The organism is Oceanobacillus arenosus, from assembly GCF_003369575.1.
GTDB classification, from domain to species: Bacteria; Bacillota; Bacilli; order Bacillales; family Amphibacillaceae; genus Oceanobacillus; species Oceanobacillus arenosus.
Window position 1 is genome coordinate 102,147 of the sequence record NZ_PIOC01000027.1, and the last position, 19,427, is coordinate 121,573.

General features: G+C 38.7%; 17 protein-coding genes and 1 other annotated feature. Of the genes, 7 read left to right on the top strand and 10 right to left on the bottom strand.

Annotated features, from left to right (window positions below; all coding sequences use genetic code 11):
- Positions 1 to 57: 57 nt before the first annotated feature.
- From tpx to CWR48_RS17135, 3 genes are all read right to left on the bottom strand, one after another.
- Positions 58 to 558: a thiol peroxidase gene (gene tpx / locus CWR48_RS17125; protein WP_115774543.1), complete on the bottom strand. Its 501-nt coding sequence runs from the start codon at positions 556 to 558 to the stop codon at positions 58 to 60.
- An 81-nt stretch (positions 559 to 639) separates the two neighbouring features.
- Positions 640 to 1,089, bottom strand: coding sequence for a GerW family sporulation protein (gene ytfJ / locus CWR48_RS17130; protein WP_115774544.1), 450 nt, complete (start codon positions 1,087 to 1,089; stop codon positions 640 to 642).
- 21 nt (positions 1,090 to 1,110) lie between these two features.
- Positions 1,111 to 1,668 carry a DUF2953 domain-containing protein gene (locus CWR48_RS17135; protein ID WP_115774545.1) on the bottom strand — a complete coding sequence of 186 codons (558 nt, stop codon included), beginning with the start codon at positions 1,666 to 1,668 and terminating at the stop codon, positions 1,111 to 1,113.
- A 145-nt stretch (positions 1,669 to 1,813) separates the two neighbouring features.
- Here CWR48_RS17135 and CWR48_RS17140 point away from each other — a divergent pair, with 145 nt between their 5' ends.
- Positions 1,814 to 2,614, top strand: a complete 801-nt coding sequence (locus tag CWR48_RS17140) for an NAD kinase (RefSeq protein WP_115774546.1) — start codon at positions 1,814 to 1,816, stop codon at positions 2,612 to 2,614.
- A 64-nt stretch (positions 2,615 to 2,678) separates the two neighbouring features.
- Here the strand turns inward: CWR48_RS17140 and CWR48_RS17145 are convergent, their stop codons facing one another.
- From CWR48_RS17145 to refZ, 5 genes are all read right to left on the bottom strand, one after another.
- Positions 2,679 to 2,870: an alpha/beta-type small acid-soluble spore protein gene (locus CWR48_RS17145; protein ID WP_115774547.1), complete on the bottom strand. Its 192-nt coding sequence runs from the start codon at positions 2,868 to 2,870 to the stop codon at positions 2,679 to 2,681.
- Positions 2,871 to 2,984: 114 nt separating this feature from the next.
- The gene (thiI, locus tag CWR48_RS17150) at positions 2,985 to 4,187 is read right to left on the bottom strand and encodes a tRNA uracil 4-sulfurtransferase ThiI (protein ID WP_115774548.1); all 1,203 of its coding nucleotides are present in this window, start codon (positions 4,185 to 4,187) and stop codon (positions 2,985 to 2,987) included.
- Between the two features lie 6 nt (positions 4,188 to 4,193).
- A complete protein-coding gene (locus CWR48_RS17155) occupies positions 4,194 to 5,333 on the bottom strand; it encodes a cysteine desulfurase family protein (protein WP_115774549.1) in 1,140 nt (379 codons plus the stop codon).
- A 100-nt stretch (positions 5,334 to 5,433) separates the two neighbouring features.
- Positions 5,434 to 7,131, bottom strand: coding sequence for a septation ring formation regulator EzrA (ezrA, locus tag CWR48_RS17160; protein WP_115774550.1), 1,698 nt, complete (start codon positions 7,129 to 7,131; stop codon positions 5,434 to 5,436).
- A gap of 144 nt (positions 7,132 to 7,275) precedes the next feature.
- Positions 7,276 to 7,929: a forespore capture DNA-binding protein RefZ gene (gene refZ, locus CWR48_RS17165; protein WP_115774551.1), complete on the bottom strand. Its 654-nt coding sequence runs from the start codon at positions 7,927 to 7,929 to the stop codon at positions 7,276 to 7,278.
- Positions 7,930 to 8,053: 124 nt separating this feature from the next.
- Between refZ and CWR48_RS17170 the strand changes: the two genes are divergently transcribed.
- Positions 8,054 to 8,533, top strand: a complete 480-nt coding sequence (locus tag CWR48_RS17170) for a GAF domain-containing protein (RefSeq protein ID WP_115774552.1) — start codon at positions 8,054 to 8,056, stop codon at positions 8,531 to 8,533.
- A 33-nt stretch (positions 8,534 to 8,566) separates the two neighbouring features.
- On the opposite strand, the gene CWR48_RS17175 is transcribed toward CWR48_RS17170, so the two are convergent.
- Positions 8,567 to 10,408: a sensor domain-containing diguanylate cyclase gene (locus CWR48_RS17175; protein WP_115774553.1), complete on the bottom strand. Its 1,842-nt coding sequence runs from the start codon at positions 10,406 to 10,408 to the stop codon at positions 8,567 to 8,569.
- Positions 10,409 to 11,238: 830 nt separating this feature from the next.
- On the opposite strand from CWR48_RS17175, the gene rpsD reads away from it, so the two are divergent.
- On the top strand, positions 11,239 to 11,841 hold the full coding sequence (gene rpsD / locus CWR48_RS17180; RefSeq protein WP_115774554.1) for a 30S ribosomal protein S4: 603 nt from the start codon (positions 11,239 to 11,241) through the stop codon (positions 11,839 to 11,841).
- A 143-nt stretch (positions 11,842 to 11,984) separates the two neighbouring features.
- Here rpsD and tyrS read toward each other — a convergent pair whose 3' ends face one another.
- Positions 11,985 to 13,256 (bottom strand): tyrosine--tRNA ligase, encoded by a 1,272-nt coding sequence (gene tyrS, locus CWR48_RS17185; RefSeq protein WP_115774555.1) that lies wholly within the window; start codon positions 13,254 to 13,256, stop codon positions 11,985 to 11,987.
- Between the two features lie 99 nt (positions 13,257 to 13,355).
- Positions 13,356 to 13,582, bottom strand: a binding site (T-box leader).
- Positions 13,583 to 13,713: 131 nt separating this feature from the next.
- On the opposite strand from tyrS, the gene CWR48_RS17190 reads away from it, so the two are divergent.
- From CWR48_RS17190 to CWR48_RS17205, 4 genes are all read left to right on the top strand, one after another.
- On the top strand, positions 13,714 to 16,626 hold the full coding sequence (locus CWR48_RS17190; protein ID WP_115774556.1) for a transglycosylase domain-containing protein: 2,913 nt from the start codon (positions 13,714 to 13,716) through the stop codon (positions 16,624 to 16,626).
- A gap of 165 nt (positions 16,627 to 16,791) precedes the next feature.
- The gene (locus CWR48_RS17195) at positions 16,792 to 17,445 is read left to right on the top strand and encodes a GNAT family N-acetyltransferase (RefSeq protein WP_115774557.1); all 654 of its coding nucleotides are present in this window, start codon (positions 16,792 to 16,794) and stop codon (positions 17,443 to 17,445) included.
- Position 17,446: 1 nt separating this feature from the next.
- A complete protein-coding gene (locus CWR48_RS17200) occupies positions 17,447 to 18,097 on the top strand; it encodes an acetoin utilization AcuB family protein (protein WP_115774558.1) in 651 nt (216 codons plus the stop codon).
- Positions 18,094 to 19,254 (top strand): acetoin utilization protein AcuC, encoded by a 1,161-nt coding sequence (locus CWR48_RS17205; protein ID WP_115774559.1) that lies wholly within the window; start codon positions 18,094 to 18,096, stop codon positions 19,252 to 19,254. The genes CWR48_RS17200 and CWR48_RS17205 overlap by 4 nt, the downstream gene beginning before the upstream one ends.
- Positions 19,255 to 19,427: the final 173 nt, after the last annotated feature.

A 19,427-nucleotide genomic window follows, 5' to 3' on the forward strand; every position in this document is an offset into this window, starting at 1 on the left:
AAAAATCTCTCTCATATAACAGAGAGAGATTTCCAATTGGGTTTTATTATTTGTTTCTTACTTCGCTTCTTTTGCTGCCGCAAGTGCTGCTTCGTAATTCGGATGGGTTTTTACTTCAGGGACATATTCCACATATGTAACCTTATTGCTAGAATCAACGACGAAGATTGCTCTTGCAAGTAGTCGATATTCAGCCATTAACACACCATAAGCCTCACCGAAAGATGCATCACGATGATCGGATAATGTATCTAAGTTTTTCACGCCTTCTGCAGCACACCAGCGTCCTTGTGCAAATGGCAAATCCATACTAATTGTAAGAACTTGTACATTGTCTAGTTTATCTGCTTCCTCATTGAAGCGTTTTGTTTCTTGAGAACAAACGCCAGTGTCAAGTGATGGTACGGAAGAAATTAATTTCACCTTGCCATCATAATTAGCTAATGAAACCTCTTCAAGACCATTTGATAAAACGCGAAAATCTGGTGCTTGATCCCCTACTTTAATTTCTACTGCTGGTAATGTAACGGATTCACCGCCAAATGTAATATTAGCCATTTATAAACTCCTCCACTTCATATTGTCCTTCCACTACATTATGAATCGTTTATAGATGGATGTCCAATAAAAGGGATGGAATCAAATATCAAAATCTAGCGAAGGCTTTTGCTTTTTACTCTCCCTACTTTCCTTCTGTTTGGAATCATTTGTGTCCTGCATCATTTGCTGTACCTTCTCCATTACTTGTGGAGCAAAATCAATCATTTTTTCATATAAGTGGGTACTTTGATCCAAATGAATCATCTTAACCCCATGCTGCCCTACAATTAGAAAGGCAACTGGTGTAATCGAAACACCACCACCACTTCCACCACCAAATGGCAATGTAGCTTCAGAATCTCCCTGTGAATTACTTCCATTGAACTCACTACCCCCAGCAGCAAACCCAAAACCGAGCTTAGAAACAGGGATAATCAAAGTTCCATCTGGTGACTCGACAGCATCACCAATTATCGTATTTACTTCAATCATATTTTTCAAATTTTCCATTGCTGTTGTCATTAATCCTTGAATTGGATGCTCTTCCATCGTTCGCAATTCCTCCTTATATTATTGCAGATCACTTTTTAGAAAACGAAGAAGTGTATGTATAGCTTGTCCAAGCCGTAAAGAAATAATGCAGTCGATACTTGTCATAAATTCTGCAGTCTGGAAGGTTGGTAGTACCTCAATACGTGGTCGACATGCAAGGTTCCCATTCTCTGCAATATAGCCGGTCATCATCCCTTTTAGCGCCCAGATTGCACCACTCGCGATGCCGTTTAGGAAGGCATCACCCGTACCACCTGTTGTTGACCAATAGAAACGATGAATGGTTACCTGCTTTAATATATGGTCTATCTTTTCCTTGCTATCTTTCACATTCTTGATGAAGTGTTTCATTTCATCTGGAAATGTCTTAAAATCGACTGTTTCTACATCCACGGGCATCCCAGAAATGTCGATATTCTTCTTATAAAAACGTATCTTTAATATCGTCATGCGCAGCAATAATTGCTGGTGCTTATTGTTCAATGTATATTGCAAGCGAATATAGACCCTTGAAAACAATAGAAGCAGTATCAAGAGAATTAGAACACTGAGTATAATGATTAGGCTGATATACAAGTCAATTCCTCCATTCTAGCTTCTACACACTCCCTATTTTTGCTCTTCACTTGTATATTTAAACCTGTAAATTCTACAAATTATTAGAGCAATTCGTCATTTAATGATACGATAATGGTATTGTTACAAATTGGAGGGATGAAAAATGACAACTAGAAATAAAATGTACTTTTATTTTCACAATGATAATGAAACAATAGAAAATTTGAAACCGCTATTTTCCCTTGCCGAGGAGCATGGATTTGAGGTAGTAGACAATGCAAAAAAGGCAAATATTATCGTAAGTATCGGTGGCGACGGGATGTTCCTTCAAGCGGTAAGAAAAACTGGATTCCGTCAAGATGCTATATATGCTGGTTTGGCTAGAGAGGACGAATCATCATTCTATTGCGATTTTAATTTAGGTAGCTTTGATGATCTGCTTGATTCAGTATTAAAAACCGAATTAGAGGTACGTCGTTTCCCAATTATTACCGTACAAATTAATGATGGAACGAAATTCCATTCTTTAAACGAGGTAGCTGTGCAGTCAACGATTGTAAAAACCATTGTGATGGACGTATATATTGATGACGAGCTATTTGAGACATTCCGCGGCGATGGTTTGGTCGTTTCTACACCAACTGGAAGTACAGGTTATAATAAATCTGCCAATGGTGCAGTCGTTGATCCACTTATCCCAAGTATTCAAGTATCTGAGGTTGCATCGATGAACAATAATAATTATCGTACATTAGGGTCCTCCTTCATCCTAAATAAAGACCGCAAGTTAACATTAAAGCTAAAACAAGAAGGAAATGTCCACCCGATAATCAGCCTGGACAACGAAGCACATTCCATCCAACGAATTGATAACATCGTCGTAACAATGGATGACCAAGTAATCAAGACTGTGAAATTGAAACACAATTCCTTCTGGGACCGCGTCAAACGCTCTTTCTTATAACCTTTTAAAGGGCTATCCCTCCATAGAGGAATAGCCCTAGCCATATTATAATATTGATTAATTGTTATTGATGTCCGCCAAATTGCTGTTCAGCCATTTGAACAAGACGTTTTGTGATTTCTCCACCAACAGATCCGTTAGCACGAGAAGTTGAATCAGGACCAAGTTGAACACCAAACTCTTGTGCAATTTCATATTTCATTTGATCTAGTGCTTGTTGCACACCAGGAACTACCAATTGATTGTTATTTGCCATGTTAGTTCACCTCCTTGGTACTTATAGAATGTGTTACTTGGAGGGTAAACATGCATCCAATTTATTGGTAGTTCCTGTTATTTTACCATATTTTTTCCAGCTGCTAGCTACACCTTAGAATAGCCCGCTAAATCCTTCTTCCACATCTTTACGATCATGCGCAACAATCGTTTCAATCCCATCAATTGCTTCTTCAATTGACTTGGTAAAATCATGTGTTGATTCATAATAGGAAACCTTATCAAGTTTTGGCTTCGTCTTCGGCGCTTTTGGAACAAAAATCGTACAGCAATCTTCATAAGGTAGGATTGATGTTTCATACGTACCAATTTGCTTTGAAATATCGATAACCTCTTGTTTATCCATCGTGATTAATGGACGGATAATTGGATAATTTGTCACATCATTAATCGCATGCATGCTTTCCATCGTCTGGCTCGCTACTTGTCCAAGATTTTCTCCAGTCGTTAACGATAAAATCGACTCATTACGGCAAACCTGCTCCGCGATTCGGAACATCATCCGACGCATAATCGTCATCGCATAGCTTTCCGGCATTTCTCTGAAAATTTCCTGTTGTAGCTTTGTAAATGGCACAATATGAATCTTGATTGATTTGCCATATTTCGTCAATTGCTTCGATAAGTCGATTACCTTTTGCTTCGCACGTTCACTCGTATATGGCGGTGAATGGAAATGGATTGCTTCTAAATGCACCCCACGCTTCATTGCTAGGAACCCAGCAACAGGGCTGTCAATCCCACCAGAAAGCAGTAATAATGATTTCCCTGATGTCCCTACTGGAAGACCACCTAATCCTGGAACAGCTTTGGATGTAATATACGTTGCTTCGAATCTGATTTCGACTTTAACTTCTACATCAGGATGGTGCACATCTACCGTAATCCCGTCCGTATTGGTTAATAAATGTCCACCTAATATCTGATTCAATTCATACGTATGAATTGGAAAATCTTTATTGACTCGCTTTACAGCCACCTTAAATGTTTTTACATCTTTTGCATTCTGTAACGCGAATAGTGCCGCCTCTTTGATTTGCTCTATATCATTATCGACTTTAATTGCTAAACTTAAACTTTGAATTCCGAAAACCTTTTTACATTTCTCCATGACTGGCTCTGGGTCATGCCCATTTAGCAATACGAACATTCTCCCTTGCGTACGTGTTACCTTTACATTCGGGAATTCTTTGATTTTTTGTTGCAGATTTTCTTGCAACTTAATGATAAATTGCTTGATGTTTTTTCCTTTTAATGCCATTTCGCCGTAGCGAATTAATATATGATCATATTGCATAAATATCTACTCCATAACTTTTCTAAATTGTGTAATAGCAAGCGTTAGTGCTTCAACGAACGTCGCCAACTCTTCCTTTGTATTATCATATGCCAAGCTAATTCGGAGCGCAGATGTTGCTCTCCCGTTATCAAATCCACATGCAACAAGAATCCTGCTTTCGTCCTTTTGTTTGGAAGAACATGCAGATTTAGTCGAAATATAAATCCCCTTCTCCCCGAGCATATGAATGATTACTTCTGGTTTAATTCCAGGGACGGAAATATTGATAATATGTGGTGCGCCATTCTTTGGCGAATTTACATGAACACCGTCAATTGCTTCGAGTGCTTCGAAAAGATACTGTTTCATGTCGTACAAATTATTTACTTCTGTTTTCTCGCGGTCTTTTATTAGGCGCATTGCTTTTACTAACGAAACAATTCCCGCTAAATTTTCTGTACCGGAACGAATTGCCTGCTCCTGCTCTCCCCCATGGAATAACGGAAATAGCTTTGTATGCTTGTTCACATATAAAACCCCTGTACCTTTAAGTCCATGGATTTTATGGCCAGAAATCGTACATAAATCAATCCCACTATCCGGTAAATCAAGTGGCACCTTGCCAAACCCTTGCACATCGTCGACATGGAAAAACAGCTTCGGATGCTGCTTCGCGATTCTTCCGATCTCTTCAACTGGCTGAATGGCACCTGTTTCATTATTTACATGCATGATACTAATTAAAATCGTATCTTCACGGATTGCATTTTTTAAATCATCTAATGATATTACACCATTTTCATCCACTGGTAAATAGGTAACCGTAAATCCTAATCTGTCTAATGCTCGACATGCTTCATCGACTGATGGATGTTCAATTTCCGATGTAATAATATGCTTTCCCCGCCCTTGATGTTCGAGGGCGATTCCTTTAATTGCGATATTATTTCCTTCTGTTCCGCCAGAGGTAAAGACAACTTCATTTCTACTAACATGCAAAAGTTCCGCAGCTTGTTTCTTTGCTGTATGTAATAGCTTCTCCGCTGTCCCGCCAAACTGGTGTATCGAGGAAGGATTCGCATAAAACTGCTTGGAAACTTGGTCAAAACTTGCCAATACCGCTTCATCTGGCTTTGTTGTTGCACTATTATCTAAGTAAATCATCGTCATTCCTCCCTTTTTTCTCAACTACCAAAAGCTAGGGCTGATCACTACGATTGGAAACAAATCCCATTCTTAGCGACAGCCCTTTATTTTAAAAAAATTAATGAATCACCATTGTTTGATTGTCTTCGATGCGTTTTAATGCACCCGGTTCAACTTCTTCAATTGCCTTTGCTGCCGTTTCCAGTGCAAGCTCATATTCATACACTTTAAACAAACGCTCCGACTCGATTAATTTTGCAGCCAATATTGGATTCCTACTGCGGTATCGATTCGCATATTGAATCACCTGCTCCGTTAAATACGCTTGTTCAAGCATCATATCCGTTTGTTCGATTGTTTGCTCAAGAGATGTTTGTGCGTCAAGTAATGCATGCTGAACAACCCCCATATCGAGTGGCTGCCTCTCCAAGCTGACAATTACCTGTTGATTTTTATTTGCCGTATTCTCCATACTATTCCAAATAAAATTCGGTACCCCTGGAATATTGCTCTTTTTCAGCTTACGATTTAATGTCTGTAATTGATTACGCATCGTTTCCAGATTTTCTCTTGCTTCAAGCTCATCTTTGCGCAAATTCGCAATGCTCTCTTTAAATGCTTCATGTCTTACTGCAAGTTCCTCCAGTTTATCGAAGCCGTTCTCGATTTGTTCCCTGAGGTCAGAATGTCCTACATTTACATCATCCATTTCCTCTTTTATCACCAATAATCGCTCATGCAAGGAAGTAATATTCTTACCTATTGTTAAATATTTTTCCATATCACCATCTTCAAAATAATAAGCTTTCCGCAGCTTCTCAACTTCTTCTTTTGTCGTATCATACTTCTCGGTAATGTCCTCAAGGGTATGTTCGAAGCTTGGTAGCTTGGTTCCTAAGTAATTTTTCGCGATTGCTTCCTTTTCAAGAAGCTGATACATTTCTTTCATTCGCTCATCGATTTCTTCAATCATCCCAACAGCATCGTCTGTGTCACCATTATTAAGTAATTGCAGTAAATCGTTAAGTCTTTCATGATATGTACGGATCTCTTTTTCAAATGCTAGATGTTCGATATGGTAGCCATCTTGCTTCATTTCTTTGACACCAGCTAATAAATTATCTAATTGCGATGGTAATTCATGTCTGCATTTTTTGTAGATTGCAGGGAATTCTTCTAGCTGTGTTTCTAATGTTTCTTTATCATGCTGTATTTGCTCAACAAGCCTTCTTGCCTCAAGGTAGTTTCCAGCATCAACGAGCTCATGGTATTTCGCAAAGGACTCGTCCAGTTCGTCCATCAATTTTTCGAAGTGAATCTCTGCTCTACCATACTGTAGTCGATTACGAGAAAAAACTTTACGTAACGACTTGATACTTGGCTCAAGCTCCTCCACTTCCAGCCTACTCGTTTCCTCTGATTCCAGAAGCTCATCCAACTCTTTCAACATCTGCTCAATATCTTTCTCAATTGATTCCAATGTTGTTTCAATTGTTGCCATTGTCTTATTCGCTTTTGAAACACGGAATCGATCCGCGGCTTCCTCAGTATCCAGTAGTAGTTCCTCAATATCTGGCAATTCCTTTGTAACAATAAACTCCCAGCGATCTCTCCACGTTTCAAACCGGTCCTGGGTTTCGCCAGATAGATTTAAGTTCTTGATTTGACTAATTTGTGCAGCGATATTACGCCCCAAAATATCGAGCTTCCATTCTTCTAGCCTGTCAATTCCATCATAAATCCGTTTTCTTAAGATTAGTCCAATGATTAATAATACGATGATGACTAAAATAGCCCCAATGAAGTAAACAACCATACAGTGCCTCCCAACCGAATTCCAAACAAGAGGATATTTCTTTTTTTATTTTAAAATTCAATCCTATTTCCTTAAATATATTAACTATGATACCATGGAATGTATTATTTTGGTTAATGTTTTAACAAATTAATTCATGATTCGCTAGATTTTTGCACTTTGATATCGATTTCCCTGTTTTCCTATCGTTTCCCCTTCATTTTCAACGATAAAATCAATCCATTTCTGGATCGTTAAGACATACTTCTTTACAAATATTTGATGGGAATATTCGCCAATGATTTGATCCTTCCAATCATTATGTAAAATATATGGGGTAATTAGCATCCCTTTATACTGTAAGAATAAATATTCCTTCATATCATGCTTCACATGACTTTCTAGCGCTCCATTGAATGCCTTTTGAATATAATGGTTCTCTTTCGCTAAATAGGTAACCGCCATTTCCCGAACAAACACGGAGTCAAACGATAACTCCCGCTGGATAAAACAGGTTAATTGATGATTCATTTGTTTGTATTGTATAATGGTTAAAGTCAATTCATGTAAAATTTCAAGTGGTGTGAATGTATCGAGTAATTCCAGTTGTTCCTCAATCGTTTTCAAGTATTCTTCATAATAATTTGTCACTGCATATTCGAGAAGACCTTGCTTACTATTAAAATAATAACTAATCGATGATACGTTAACGGCAGCTTTTTCAGCTATATCACGAACCGTTGTAGCTTGGAAGCCTTTTTGAAAAAAGAGGGAAGAAGCTGCATCAATTACTTTTTGTTTTGCTGGATTCTTTTGCATGTTAATCAACTCCTTATTTTTAAAAATACGACAAAGGATATAATTATCCTGCAAATTGTTCTCGACAAATATTATTTTAGATGTCGAATATGATCAAATAATGATAATGGAAAGGGGAATATTTATGATTGAAACAACGGCAAAGGCCGGCAATAGAGAAAAAGACTATGAATTACTGATCAAGCAATTAGCTGCTCTTACAGAAGGTGAGACAGATAAGATTGCAATCCTCTCAAATGCATCTGCATTATTAAATCAATTTTTAACCGAGGTTAACTGGGTTGGCTTCTATCTGTGGAAAGAGGACGAATTAGTGCTCGGACCATTCCAAGGTCTACCAGCATGTATCCGAATCCCTTATGGAAAAGGAGTATGTGGTACAGCGGTAAAGACAAGTAAAACCCAGCGAATTGCCGATGTGCATCAATTCCCAGGACACATAGCCTGTGACAGTGCCAGCAACTCGGAAATAGTGGTTCCCGTATTCGTTAATGACGAAATATATGGTGTGCTTGACATTGATAGCCCAAATATCAACCGCTTCGATGAGGTTGATGAAGTATACCTCGAGAAATTCGTAAGGACACTAGAAAAATATCTTTGAGTTAACGAAAACTAGCAGCCGACAATAAAGCTGCTAGTTTTTTTCTACCCGATTCTTTCCTAAACGCTTTGCTTGATATAGCGCCCTGTCTGTTCGCAGAAATAAATTAATCGTTGTATCTTGATCACCCTGCTTCCAGGATGAAACGCCACACGAAACCGTCACATCCGGTTTTGAAGTTGCCTCCACCTTTTCACGAATATGCGTTGCAATTTCGATTCCTTCCTCTATCATAGCATTCGGCAAATAGATAGACAATTCTTCACCACCCCATCTTGCTGGAACATGACCATATGCAATGTCTACATATTGTCTCATCGTATCCGAGACCTGAATAATCACCTGATCTCCTGCATGGTGTCCGTACGTATCATTAATCTGTTTAAAATTATCAATATCAAAGAGCAGCAATACCCCTCTTTTATCCGCTTTAAATGACGTTTCAATACTTTCTTCTAAATAATTTCTTGAATATAGCCCCGTTAGATAATCGGTAATAACCGTTCGCTCTAACCGCTCTCTTAATAGCGAATTCGTGATTGCTAGTGAGGTATGCTGGATTAATGCCTGCATTAATTTGAAGCTTTCAAATGTAAAATGGTATCTGTCCTCATGCAAGATTACTACAAGTCCATTTGAATATTCTGTATGATCAATCGGAATTGCCATAACGGAATGATACTGTGATGCAATGCTACTGGCAAAATTCCCACTAAAGATCGCCTCTCGCTCAGATGCTGCCTTGTCCATTAATGGTTTGACAAACTGTTTTCCCGCTTCGGTACTGAAATATGCCGTACTTTCTGCCAGCACATTACTACCCAATTGATTCTCTGCATCAAAATAGATAAAACCAACCTCACTTGCACTGCAAAGATTGATAATTTCCTGCTTTACAAGCCTTGTTATTTCATCGATTTCCAGTTTCGAATTTAATCTCCTCGAAAATTCATTCACAAATGATAAGGATGAAACCTGTTCCTTTGAATTTTGATATAAGGTTGTCCTTTCAATTGCAATTCCAGTTAAATTAGCAAATTCTGTCAGAAACAAGAGGCTTTTCCTAGAAAAGTATGTGGAAATGGAAGTCATTATTTGCAGCACACCATAGATTGCTTGATTTCCAACAAGTGGTGCGTAAATACTTGCGATCCCTTCTTCTTCCTGGATCTCAATCTGCAATTCACCGGTAAGGAATGCTCGTGTGCTCTTATTATCTGCTTGATCATCCGTGTACTCTATCATTTTAATCGGCAATCCACCAGCATCACTGTCTTGGGATAATAGTAAATAAAACTCATAGTCTGGATAACGGACTTTCAATGCATCAACAACTTCTGTTAATATTTCTGTTTGGATATTTTTTGCGAATAGCCGTGTACTTAGTTCATATAGAAATTCATGATTATCGTTGTTTTGTTTATTATTTATCAATGGAATAATGATTGATAAAAACTTTTCCGTTTCCTTCATACAAGAAATAACCTCTGTTTCCGTAAATGGCTGATGTTCCTGATCTACGGAAAAGACGAATAAGATCTCCACATCTCCAATCGGTTTTAGTGGAATAATTTTCACTTCCATACCCAGTGGGACATACTGCAATACCATATGTTCATCATAATGGTTATTTCTTCCCACGATTTCTAACGGTTGGAATAGTGCCTTATCAGCTTGATAATGCGCTAAACGGAACTGTTGGACCCCCGGATGATACACATAAACTGCACAATAAGAACTATCAATTAGATGCTTCAGTTGCCCAATTGCCGTTTGAAAAATCTGTTCGACATCCATAACAGAATTCGCAAATTCAACTAATAAATCAAAATATAATTGTTGGAATTTTATGGAATACGCTTCTTTTGTCTTCATAAGATAACCACCCGCACGTTACTTAAATTCACTTATGTAACCAATTATACATTAACTAGTCATATTTTCCTATATTTTACCAGAAAATGAATTGTAAATTTTTTACACATTGGAAGCAAAGGATGTCTAACAATAGCTTTTAATCTAGCACAGGGCCTGGACTAATTTGTCAAAGAAATTGAATTAATCAGGAATTCCCCAAATTGTTTGTCGGCATTTATATAAAGGTGTTTTCAAATAAACTTTGGACAAGTGACAATTTTGATTTCAGTTCTAGGCAGCAGTTGCTGTTCACACGTGACTTTCATTTTTTCACTTCAATTAACGTCGATTGTCAGTGGCAATTTACTCTTTTATATGTTTATTTTACAATCCCAGCGCAAGAAATACACGAAGACTCCTGCGGGAAGAAGAGCCTAGGTGAGACTCTGAAGTGCGTTAGCACAAAGAGGCTCACCAGCTCCCCGCGGAAAGCGAAGTGTATTTCTGGAGCGACTGGCCCAAGAACCCTTATAACATTAAACTAGTTCGCACTTTATATAAACTTTTCCCTACCTAATAATTGCACCAACGTTTTAACAAATAATCATAAAAAAATATGCAAGATTATTTCTTGACATTAACCCGAATAAATTATATACTAGTCGTTGTGTAAATTAATAAGGTAGCCTAGTGTGTTCGACGCTTGAACCCATTTTGTTCCTCTTCTAGAGGTGTATCGTGTAACTCTTTGCTGCTGGAGCGATGGTACATGAAAACATAATGGACAACGTAAAGAATACGGTCATTTTATTTTTATACAAAATAAAATATAAAGGAGGAAATGTCCTATGTCACGTTATACTGGATCAATCTGGAAAAAATCACGTCGTCTTGGCATTTCATTAACTGGAACTGGTAAGGAATTAGATAAACGCCCTTACGCTCCTGGTCAACATGGACCGAACCAAAGAAAGAAACAATCAGAATACGGTATGCAATTACAAGAGAAGCAAAAACTTCGCTTCATTTACGGACTTAACGAACGTCAATTCCGTAACTTGTTTGACAAAGCTGGTAAACAAAAAGGGATTCATGGTGAGAACTTCATGATCTTACTTGAATCACGTTTAGATAACCTTGTTTACCGTCTAGGTCTTGCTCGTACTCGCCCACAAGCACGTCAATTAGTAAACCACGGTCATATTTTAGTTGATGGATCACGTGTTGATATTCCATCATACCTAGTAAGCCCTGGTCAAGTAATTAGTGTTCGCGAGAAATCTAGAAATCTTGACATCATTAAGGAAGCAATCGAAGTAAACAACTTTGTTCCTGAATATACAACATTTGATGCTGAGAAATTAGAAGGAACTTTCACTCGTTTACCTGAACGTTCTGAACTTCCAGCAGAAATTAACGAACAATTTATCGTTGAGTTTTACTCTCGTTAATTTTAAAGCTATTCATTTTAAAAACCTTAGAGACTTTATGTTTCTAAGGTTTTTTTACTTTCAACAACTTTCTTATAGCAGCAGGTTTAACCGTTCAATAAAAAAGCACGGACAAGTCTCATCAACTCATCCATGCCCTTTTCTTACTGAAAGTTAACCAATGAATATTTCTTCTTCCCACGACGAACGATCGTAAATGTATCCTCGATACGATCATCTGCTGTTACAACATAGCTTACTTCCTGCAGTCTTTCCCCATTAATGTAGATGGCACCATTTTGAATATCTTCTCTCGCCTGTCTTTTCGATGGTGAAATTTTTGCATTTACTAGCAGATCAACTAAGCCAATATCTTCTTTCTTCGCCTCAAATGTTGGTACATCTTTAAACCCTTGCGCAATATCGCTTCCCGAAAGCTTTTTCAAGTCACCACTAAATAACGCGTCGGAAATTTTTTGTGCTTGAATAAGTGCTTCTTCACTATGAACCACCTTAACCATTTCTTCAGCCAATCGTTTTTGTGCAACGCGATTTTCCGGATGGTTGTCAACTTCCTCTTGTAACGCATGAATTTCTTCATCATCTAAGAACGTAAAGTAGTTGATAAACTTAATCACATCACGGTCATCGGTATTAATCCAGAATTGGTAAAATTCATATGGTGTTGTTTTGTCAGCATCAAGCCAAATCGCCCCACCAGCAGATTTTCCGAATTTCGTGCCATCTGCCTTCGTGATCAATGGCACCGTAAGTCCGAATACTTTTATTTCCTCATCTTGATTTTCACGTGAACGGCGAATTAATTCCATCCCTGCTGTAATATTGCCCCACTGGTCACTACCACCAATTTGCAAGGTACAATTTTCTGATTCATTTAAATTCAAGAAATCGAGTGATTGCAAGAGCATATAGCTAAATTCGGTAAAGGAAATCCCGTTCTCAATACGAGAGGCAACAGAGTCCTTTGCAAGCATGTAATTGATGCTAAAATGCTTCCCTGTATCACGAAGAAAATCGATTACGGTCGTATTTCCCAACCACTCAAAATTATTTCTAGAAACAACCGGGTTCTCCCCTTGACCTTTTGCAACTAATTTGCCAATTTGCTGTTGGATTTTATCCACAAAACCTTGGACCGTATCTGCCGTATTTAATGATCTTTCCGATGAGCGGCCACTAGGATCACCAATCATTCCTGTTCCACCACCAACAAGTGCAATTGGTTTATGTCCTGCTTTTTGGAAGCGTTTTAGCATGGTTAACGGAACTAAATGACCAATATGCAAACTATCAGCTGTTGGGTCAAAACCACAATATAATGTAACTTGATTCGTAGCCAAATGATCCGCAAGCCCCTCACGATCTGTCACCTGTTGAATTAAGCCACGATTTTCTAAATCCTGTAAAATATCCATTCCGATCACACTCCATCATTATTTTTAACATACATTCCGTAAATAGATAGACATGTTCTGCCTATTTATTTAAAAACAAAAAAACCCACCCCTATCGAAAAAAGGGACGAGTTAAACACGCGGTACCACCCTTGTTGCTAATACATTAGCCACTTGGGGTTGTTAACGATGTCTCCACCGTTTCTTTTCACTCCTAAAAATCTAGTACTTGAAAAGAAAATGCTCCAGATTGTAATTCGCCTGCAAATGTATACTAGCTTCCACCAACCGCCAGCTCTCTATCAAAGGGATTTGCAATACTACTTGGGTTCCTTCATCACATAAACGCTATACGATAAATTTCATATATCTATTCATACCATATTTGTAATCTGTTTGCAATGTATAATTTGAAAATACTGTATAACAAAAATCGCGCTTATGCTATAATAATAAAAGAATTTTAGGGGGTTTTTACATGAATTTTAAAGAATCACTACATAAATTTGCGAATAAAATGAAAGCATTATGGAAAACAGGAAAGATCCAGCTTGCATCAAGAATTACATATGATGTTGTTTGGGGCGTGGTGTTATTCTTTTTAATTATCGGATTTATCGGCGCATTCTTTATTGGCGGAATCGGTGCGGGCTATTTCGCATCGCTCGTTAAAGACGAACCAATCCCAAGTGCAGCGGAAATGGAAAAAGAAATTTATAATTATGAAGAAACATCAAAGCTATATTTTGCGAATGATGTTTATATTGGTGATGTTAGATCTGATTTATATCGTGAGAAAACAACATTAGATAAGATATCCCCTATGTTAACCGATGCTGTGATTGCGACTGAAGATGAATACTTTAGAGTGCATCATGGTGTTGTTCCAAAAGCAATTATCCGTGCATTATTACAGGAGGTACTGAACACCTCCGTACAATCTGGTGGTAGTACATTAACCCAACAATTAATTAAGAATCAAATCTTAACAAATGAAGTGTCCTTCGAGCGAAAAGCAAAGGAAATTTTACTGGCATTGCGGTTAGAACAATTTTTTGATAAGGATGAAATATTACAGGCATATTTAAACATTATTCCATATGGCCGCGATGCTTCCGGGAGAAATATTGCTGGGATTCAAACCGCTGCAAAAGGAATATTCGGAATCAATGCAAGTGATGTAAATTTAGCACAGGCAGCCTATTTAGCAGGTCTACCACAAAGCCCCTCGGCATACACTCCATTTAAAAATGGTGGTGGATTAAAAGATGAGGCTGGTGTTCAACTTGGAATAGACCGAATGAAGACCGTACTCTATCGGATGCATGATATGGAATACATAACAGAAGAACAATATAACGAAGCTGTTAACTATGATATTGTCGCCGATTTCACTGGAGAGGTTGATTCTCCTAATGAGACGTATCCATACTTAACAACCGAAGTGGAAGCGCGAGCGAAAACGATTATTCGTAATGTTCTCGCAGAAGAAGCTGGATATACGATGGAAGATTTAAGAAACACAGAAGGATTGCTTGACGAGTATAACGGACTGGCAGACCGAGCATTACGAATGAATGGGTATGAAATTCATACGACAATAAATAAAGAAATCTATGAAAAGTTCCAAGATGTCGCGATGAATTTCACACAATATGGTCCTGACAAAATGACAACCATAACAACAAAGGATGGCCAAACGCAAATCCAGCAGTCCGTTCAAGCAAGTGGCGTTTTAATTGAAAATCATACAGGGAAAATTATCAGCTTCCTTGGTGGACGCGGATTTAATGAAGATAACCAAATAAATTACATGACCCGTCCGCGTTCAAACGGAAGTACGATGAAGCCACTGCTCGCCTATGCACCGGCAATGGAAAAAGGGATTGTCCAACCTGGGACACCGATAGCGGATATTCCAACATCATGGGGTAGATATACTCCAGGAAACTTTGACTTAAGATTTCACGGGATCCTTTCCGCTCGTGATAATTTAACGAATTCCTATAATATCCCAGCACTTAAAACGTATGATCGAATCATGAATGATAATCCTGTTGACCAATACCTACGAAAGATGGGCATTACAACATTAGGTAACGACGAATATGCGAATCTATCCCTCGCAATCGGAGGAACGTCAACAGGTGTTACACTCGAAGAAAATACGAACGCCTATGCAACATTTGCAAATAGTGGGCAATTTGTCGACGCCTATATGATTGAGAAGATTACAACGGTAGATGGAGACGTTATTTATCAACATCAAAGCGAACCTGTTCCAGTGTTTTCACCGCAAACAAGTTATTTAACAATCGACATGATGCGTGATGTTATTTCCGAAGGGTCTGCAGCATACTTAAATTCACAATTAAAATATCGAAATGTTGATTGGGCAGGAAAAACTGGAACATCACAAAACACAAACGATGTGCTATTTGTTGCATCTAACCCAAATGTAACGTTTGGTGCATGGATTGGATATAAAACACCAGATTCATTAGTTTGTGAATCATGTGACTTACATCATACCAATCGAAATATTAAGCTCTGGGCTGCGCTTGTCAATGCTGCATCCGACCTAAACCCAGAATTAATGGCACCAGCAGAGCAATTCGCTAGACCGGATGGCATTGTCGAGCAAAGCTACTGTTCGATTTCAGGGATGCTCCCATCGGATCTATGCGCGCAAGCTGGACTCGTCAAGACAGATCTCTTTAATGCAAAATTTGTCCCAACACAAAGAGACGATAGTTTAATTACCGGAAAACAAGTAATTGTTAATGGAAGATCCGTATTAGCCGGTGCAAAAACACCAGCAGAATTTGTCCAAGGGAATGGCCTAACATTCAATCCAGAATTCTTAAAGCGGAATGGCTATGATCGCCTATCCGACCTTAGCCTGCTCTTCCCACCAGCAGAGCGAAGCAAATGGGAGAAAATCGGCATCCCTAGCTCAAAGATTGGTAATTCCGTTTCCGATGACGGACAAGCTCCAGGTGCCCCTACGTCGGTTACGAAATCAGGAAGTAACTTAACGTGGAAAATACCTGGAAGCAAAGATGTTGTTGGTTATCGCATTTATCGAGCTGACAATCCCGGTGGTCAATTTAAGAAGATTGGGCAAACAACATCAACATCTTATTCAATCGGAAATGGTACTGGGGTTTATCATGTAAAAGCTGTTGATTATTTTGGCTTAGAGTCTGCCGGATCAACTGAAGTCGCAGTCGGTGAACCAAAAGTGGACCAACCGGAAGAACCAGAAAAAGTAGAAGGAGAAAAACCAGAAGAAGCGAGCGAGGATGGTACAACAGAAGAAACAAGTGAAGAAGTAAATAAAGACACCCCACCTGCCGATGAAAATGCAGAAAATAGCGATACCCAATAAACCAATAGAGAAGCAAACCGCTTCTCTATTTTTTCGCCGTTAAAATTTAGAGTAATCAGCAAATCACACACCTCGATAAATAACTTTCAAATAATACTAAAAATTTCATTATAAATCCTGTATAATAGATTTATGTAAGCGGATTACACTTTAGGTGGTGATAAGATGGAACACACAAAAACATATAACCAACGAACATTAGAAACTTCTAAAGGCCCCATTATAATCGAAGGCCCTGTCGACAGAAACGAACTGGACAAATATCAATTCCATGAACATCTAACAGCATTCCGACCAGCATCAAAGCAATTTGAAGCATTATTAAGCATCGCTGATATTCCAGAAGGGCGAATTATCATTGCCCGTACGGAATCAACGATAATTGGCTATGTGACATATCTACATCCTGATCCACTTGAACGGTGGTCCACCTTTCATATGCAAGATTTAATTGAACTAGGAGCGATCGAGACAATCCCGGAATATCGTGGGGAAAAAGTCGGCTCGAGCCTTATAGAAGTTTCCATGAGTGATCCATATATGGAAAACTATATTCTCATTTCAACAGAGTATTACTGGCACTGGGATCTTACCGGTACTAATTTAAGCATCTGGAATTACCGTAAAGTAATGGAGAAAATGATGGCAGCTGGTGGTCTATTACCGGCTCCTACCGATGATCCAGAAATAATTTCACATCCAGCAAACTGTTTGATGGTTCGTATCGGCAATAACGTGCCACAAGAATCAATTGAAACGTTCGACATACTACGGTTTCTTGGTCGTCATAAAAATCGTTCCATGAGGGAGGGTATTTAATATGTTAGTAGAAGAAATTATGACAGAAGATGTCATTACATTACCGCCCACTGCAACGATTGCACAAGGGCTACAATTGTTACAAGATTACCGCATTCGCCATATTCCAATTGTCAATGAGCAGCATCATGTGATTGGCATTGTTTCTGACCGCGACATCCGTGATGCAAGTCCTTCGATTTTCTTGGAGAATAGCAATCACGAGGAATTGCAAAATGAAATTCAAACCATCATGAGCAGTCCCGTTATTAGTGTGCATCCATTAGATTTTGTAGAAGAAATTGCCCGCGTTTTTCATGATAAGGAAATCGCTTGCCTACCTGTTGTACAAAACTATAAATTAATCGGCGTCGTAACGGAAAAAGACATGCTCTACACCTTAATTCAATTAACAGGAACCAATGTGCAAAGCTCGCTCATTGAAGTGAAGGTGCTCGATATTCCCGGAATGCTTCCAGGTGTAACAGCAATCTTAGGGAAACGAAACGTCAATATCGTATCCGTATTAATCTATCCGTATAAAGATGATCCTGATTATAAAATTCTCGTTTTCCGTATTCAAACCATGAATCCAACGCCTGTCATTCAAGATCTGCGCAACGCTGGATATCAACTACTATGGCCGAACAATATTTCGGAGCCAAAACTATGACACGTAATGCAACATTCGTTTTTTCCAATGATTATTTACAGTACCAGTTTAATCAGGACCACCCATTCAACCAGCATCGGGTATTAATGACAAAGGAATTGCTTGAATCGACTGCAGTCTTAAAGGATCAAGATATCATCCAGCCTCGACTCGCTACCGACGAGGAATTGTTATTATTCCATGATTATCACTATATTGAAGCCGTTAAAAAGGCTGGAGAAGGCAAATTAAATAAGGATGAAGGATTGCTATATGGACTCGGAACAGAGGATACCCCAGTTTTTTCGAATATGCATGAAGCAGCAAGCCTCTTGGTCGGCGGTTCTTTAACAGCCGTAGATGCAGTACTATACGGAGATTCAGACCATGCACTCAATCTTGGCGGCGGTCTCCATCATGGATTCAAACGGAAAGCATCTGGATTTTGCATTTACAATGATGCCGCGATTGCAATTAAATATATTCGTGAAAATTACGGGTTGAAAGTATTATATGTGGATACCGATGCACATCATGGTGATGGCGTACAATCAGCTTTTTATGACGATCCAAATGTTTGTACTTTCTCAATTCATGAAACAGGAAGATACCTCTTCCCCGGTACCGGTGAAGTGAACGAACGTGGAATAAAAGAAGGCCATGGCTACACCTTTAATCTGCCTATCGATGCATTTACGCAGGATGAATCTTTCGTCGAGGTTTATGAATCCGCTTTCAAAAATATTGCGGCGTATTTTAAACCAGACGTCATTCTTACACAAAACGGTGCAGATGCACATTGCTATGATCCCCTCACCCATTTATGTGGCACTATGGAAATTTACGAGAGAATTCCAGCCTTGGCACATGAACTGGCACACATTTACTGTGATGGGAAATGGATTGCATTAGGCGGCGGTGGCTATGATATTTGGCGCGTTGTTCCAAGGGCATGGGCACAAATTTGGAATGTGATGAAGGTAGACCAAATCGCAACCGGTGATCTACCAATGGCATGGCTAGAGAAATGGCAACAGAAATCGCCACTCCCCCTTCCCCACCACTGGCATGATAGCAATGACGCATTTCCGGTCATACCAAGGAAGGAAGAAATTAAAGAGAAAAATAAGAAGAATTTGCAGCAAATGTTAAAGTATTCGAATAGATTTACAAGCTAGGAATCGTATAAAAATCCCTTATTTCTTTATCGACTTTTCTTATTCTTTGCATCTATTCAATCAGAAGTAACCAGGCTTTGAGTAACCGCATCTCTAAGCCTGGTTACTACTACTTGTTTTATTTCTAACAAATGTCCACATCTAAATAGCTCCATGCACTCTATTAGATTGAA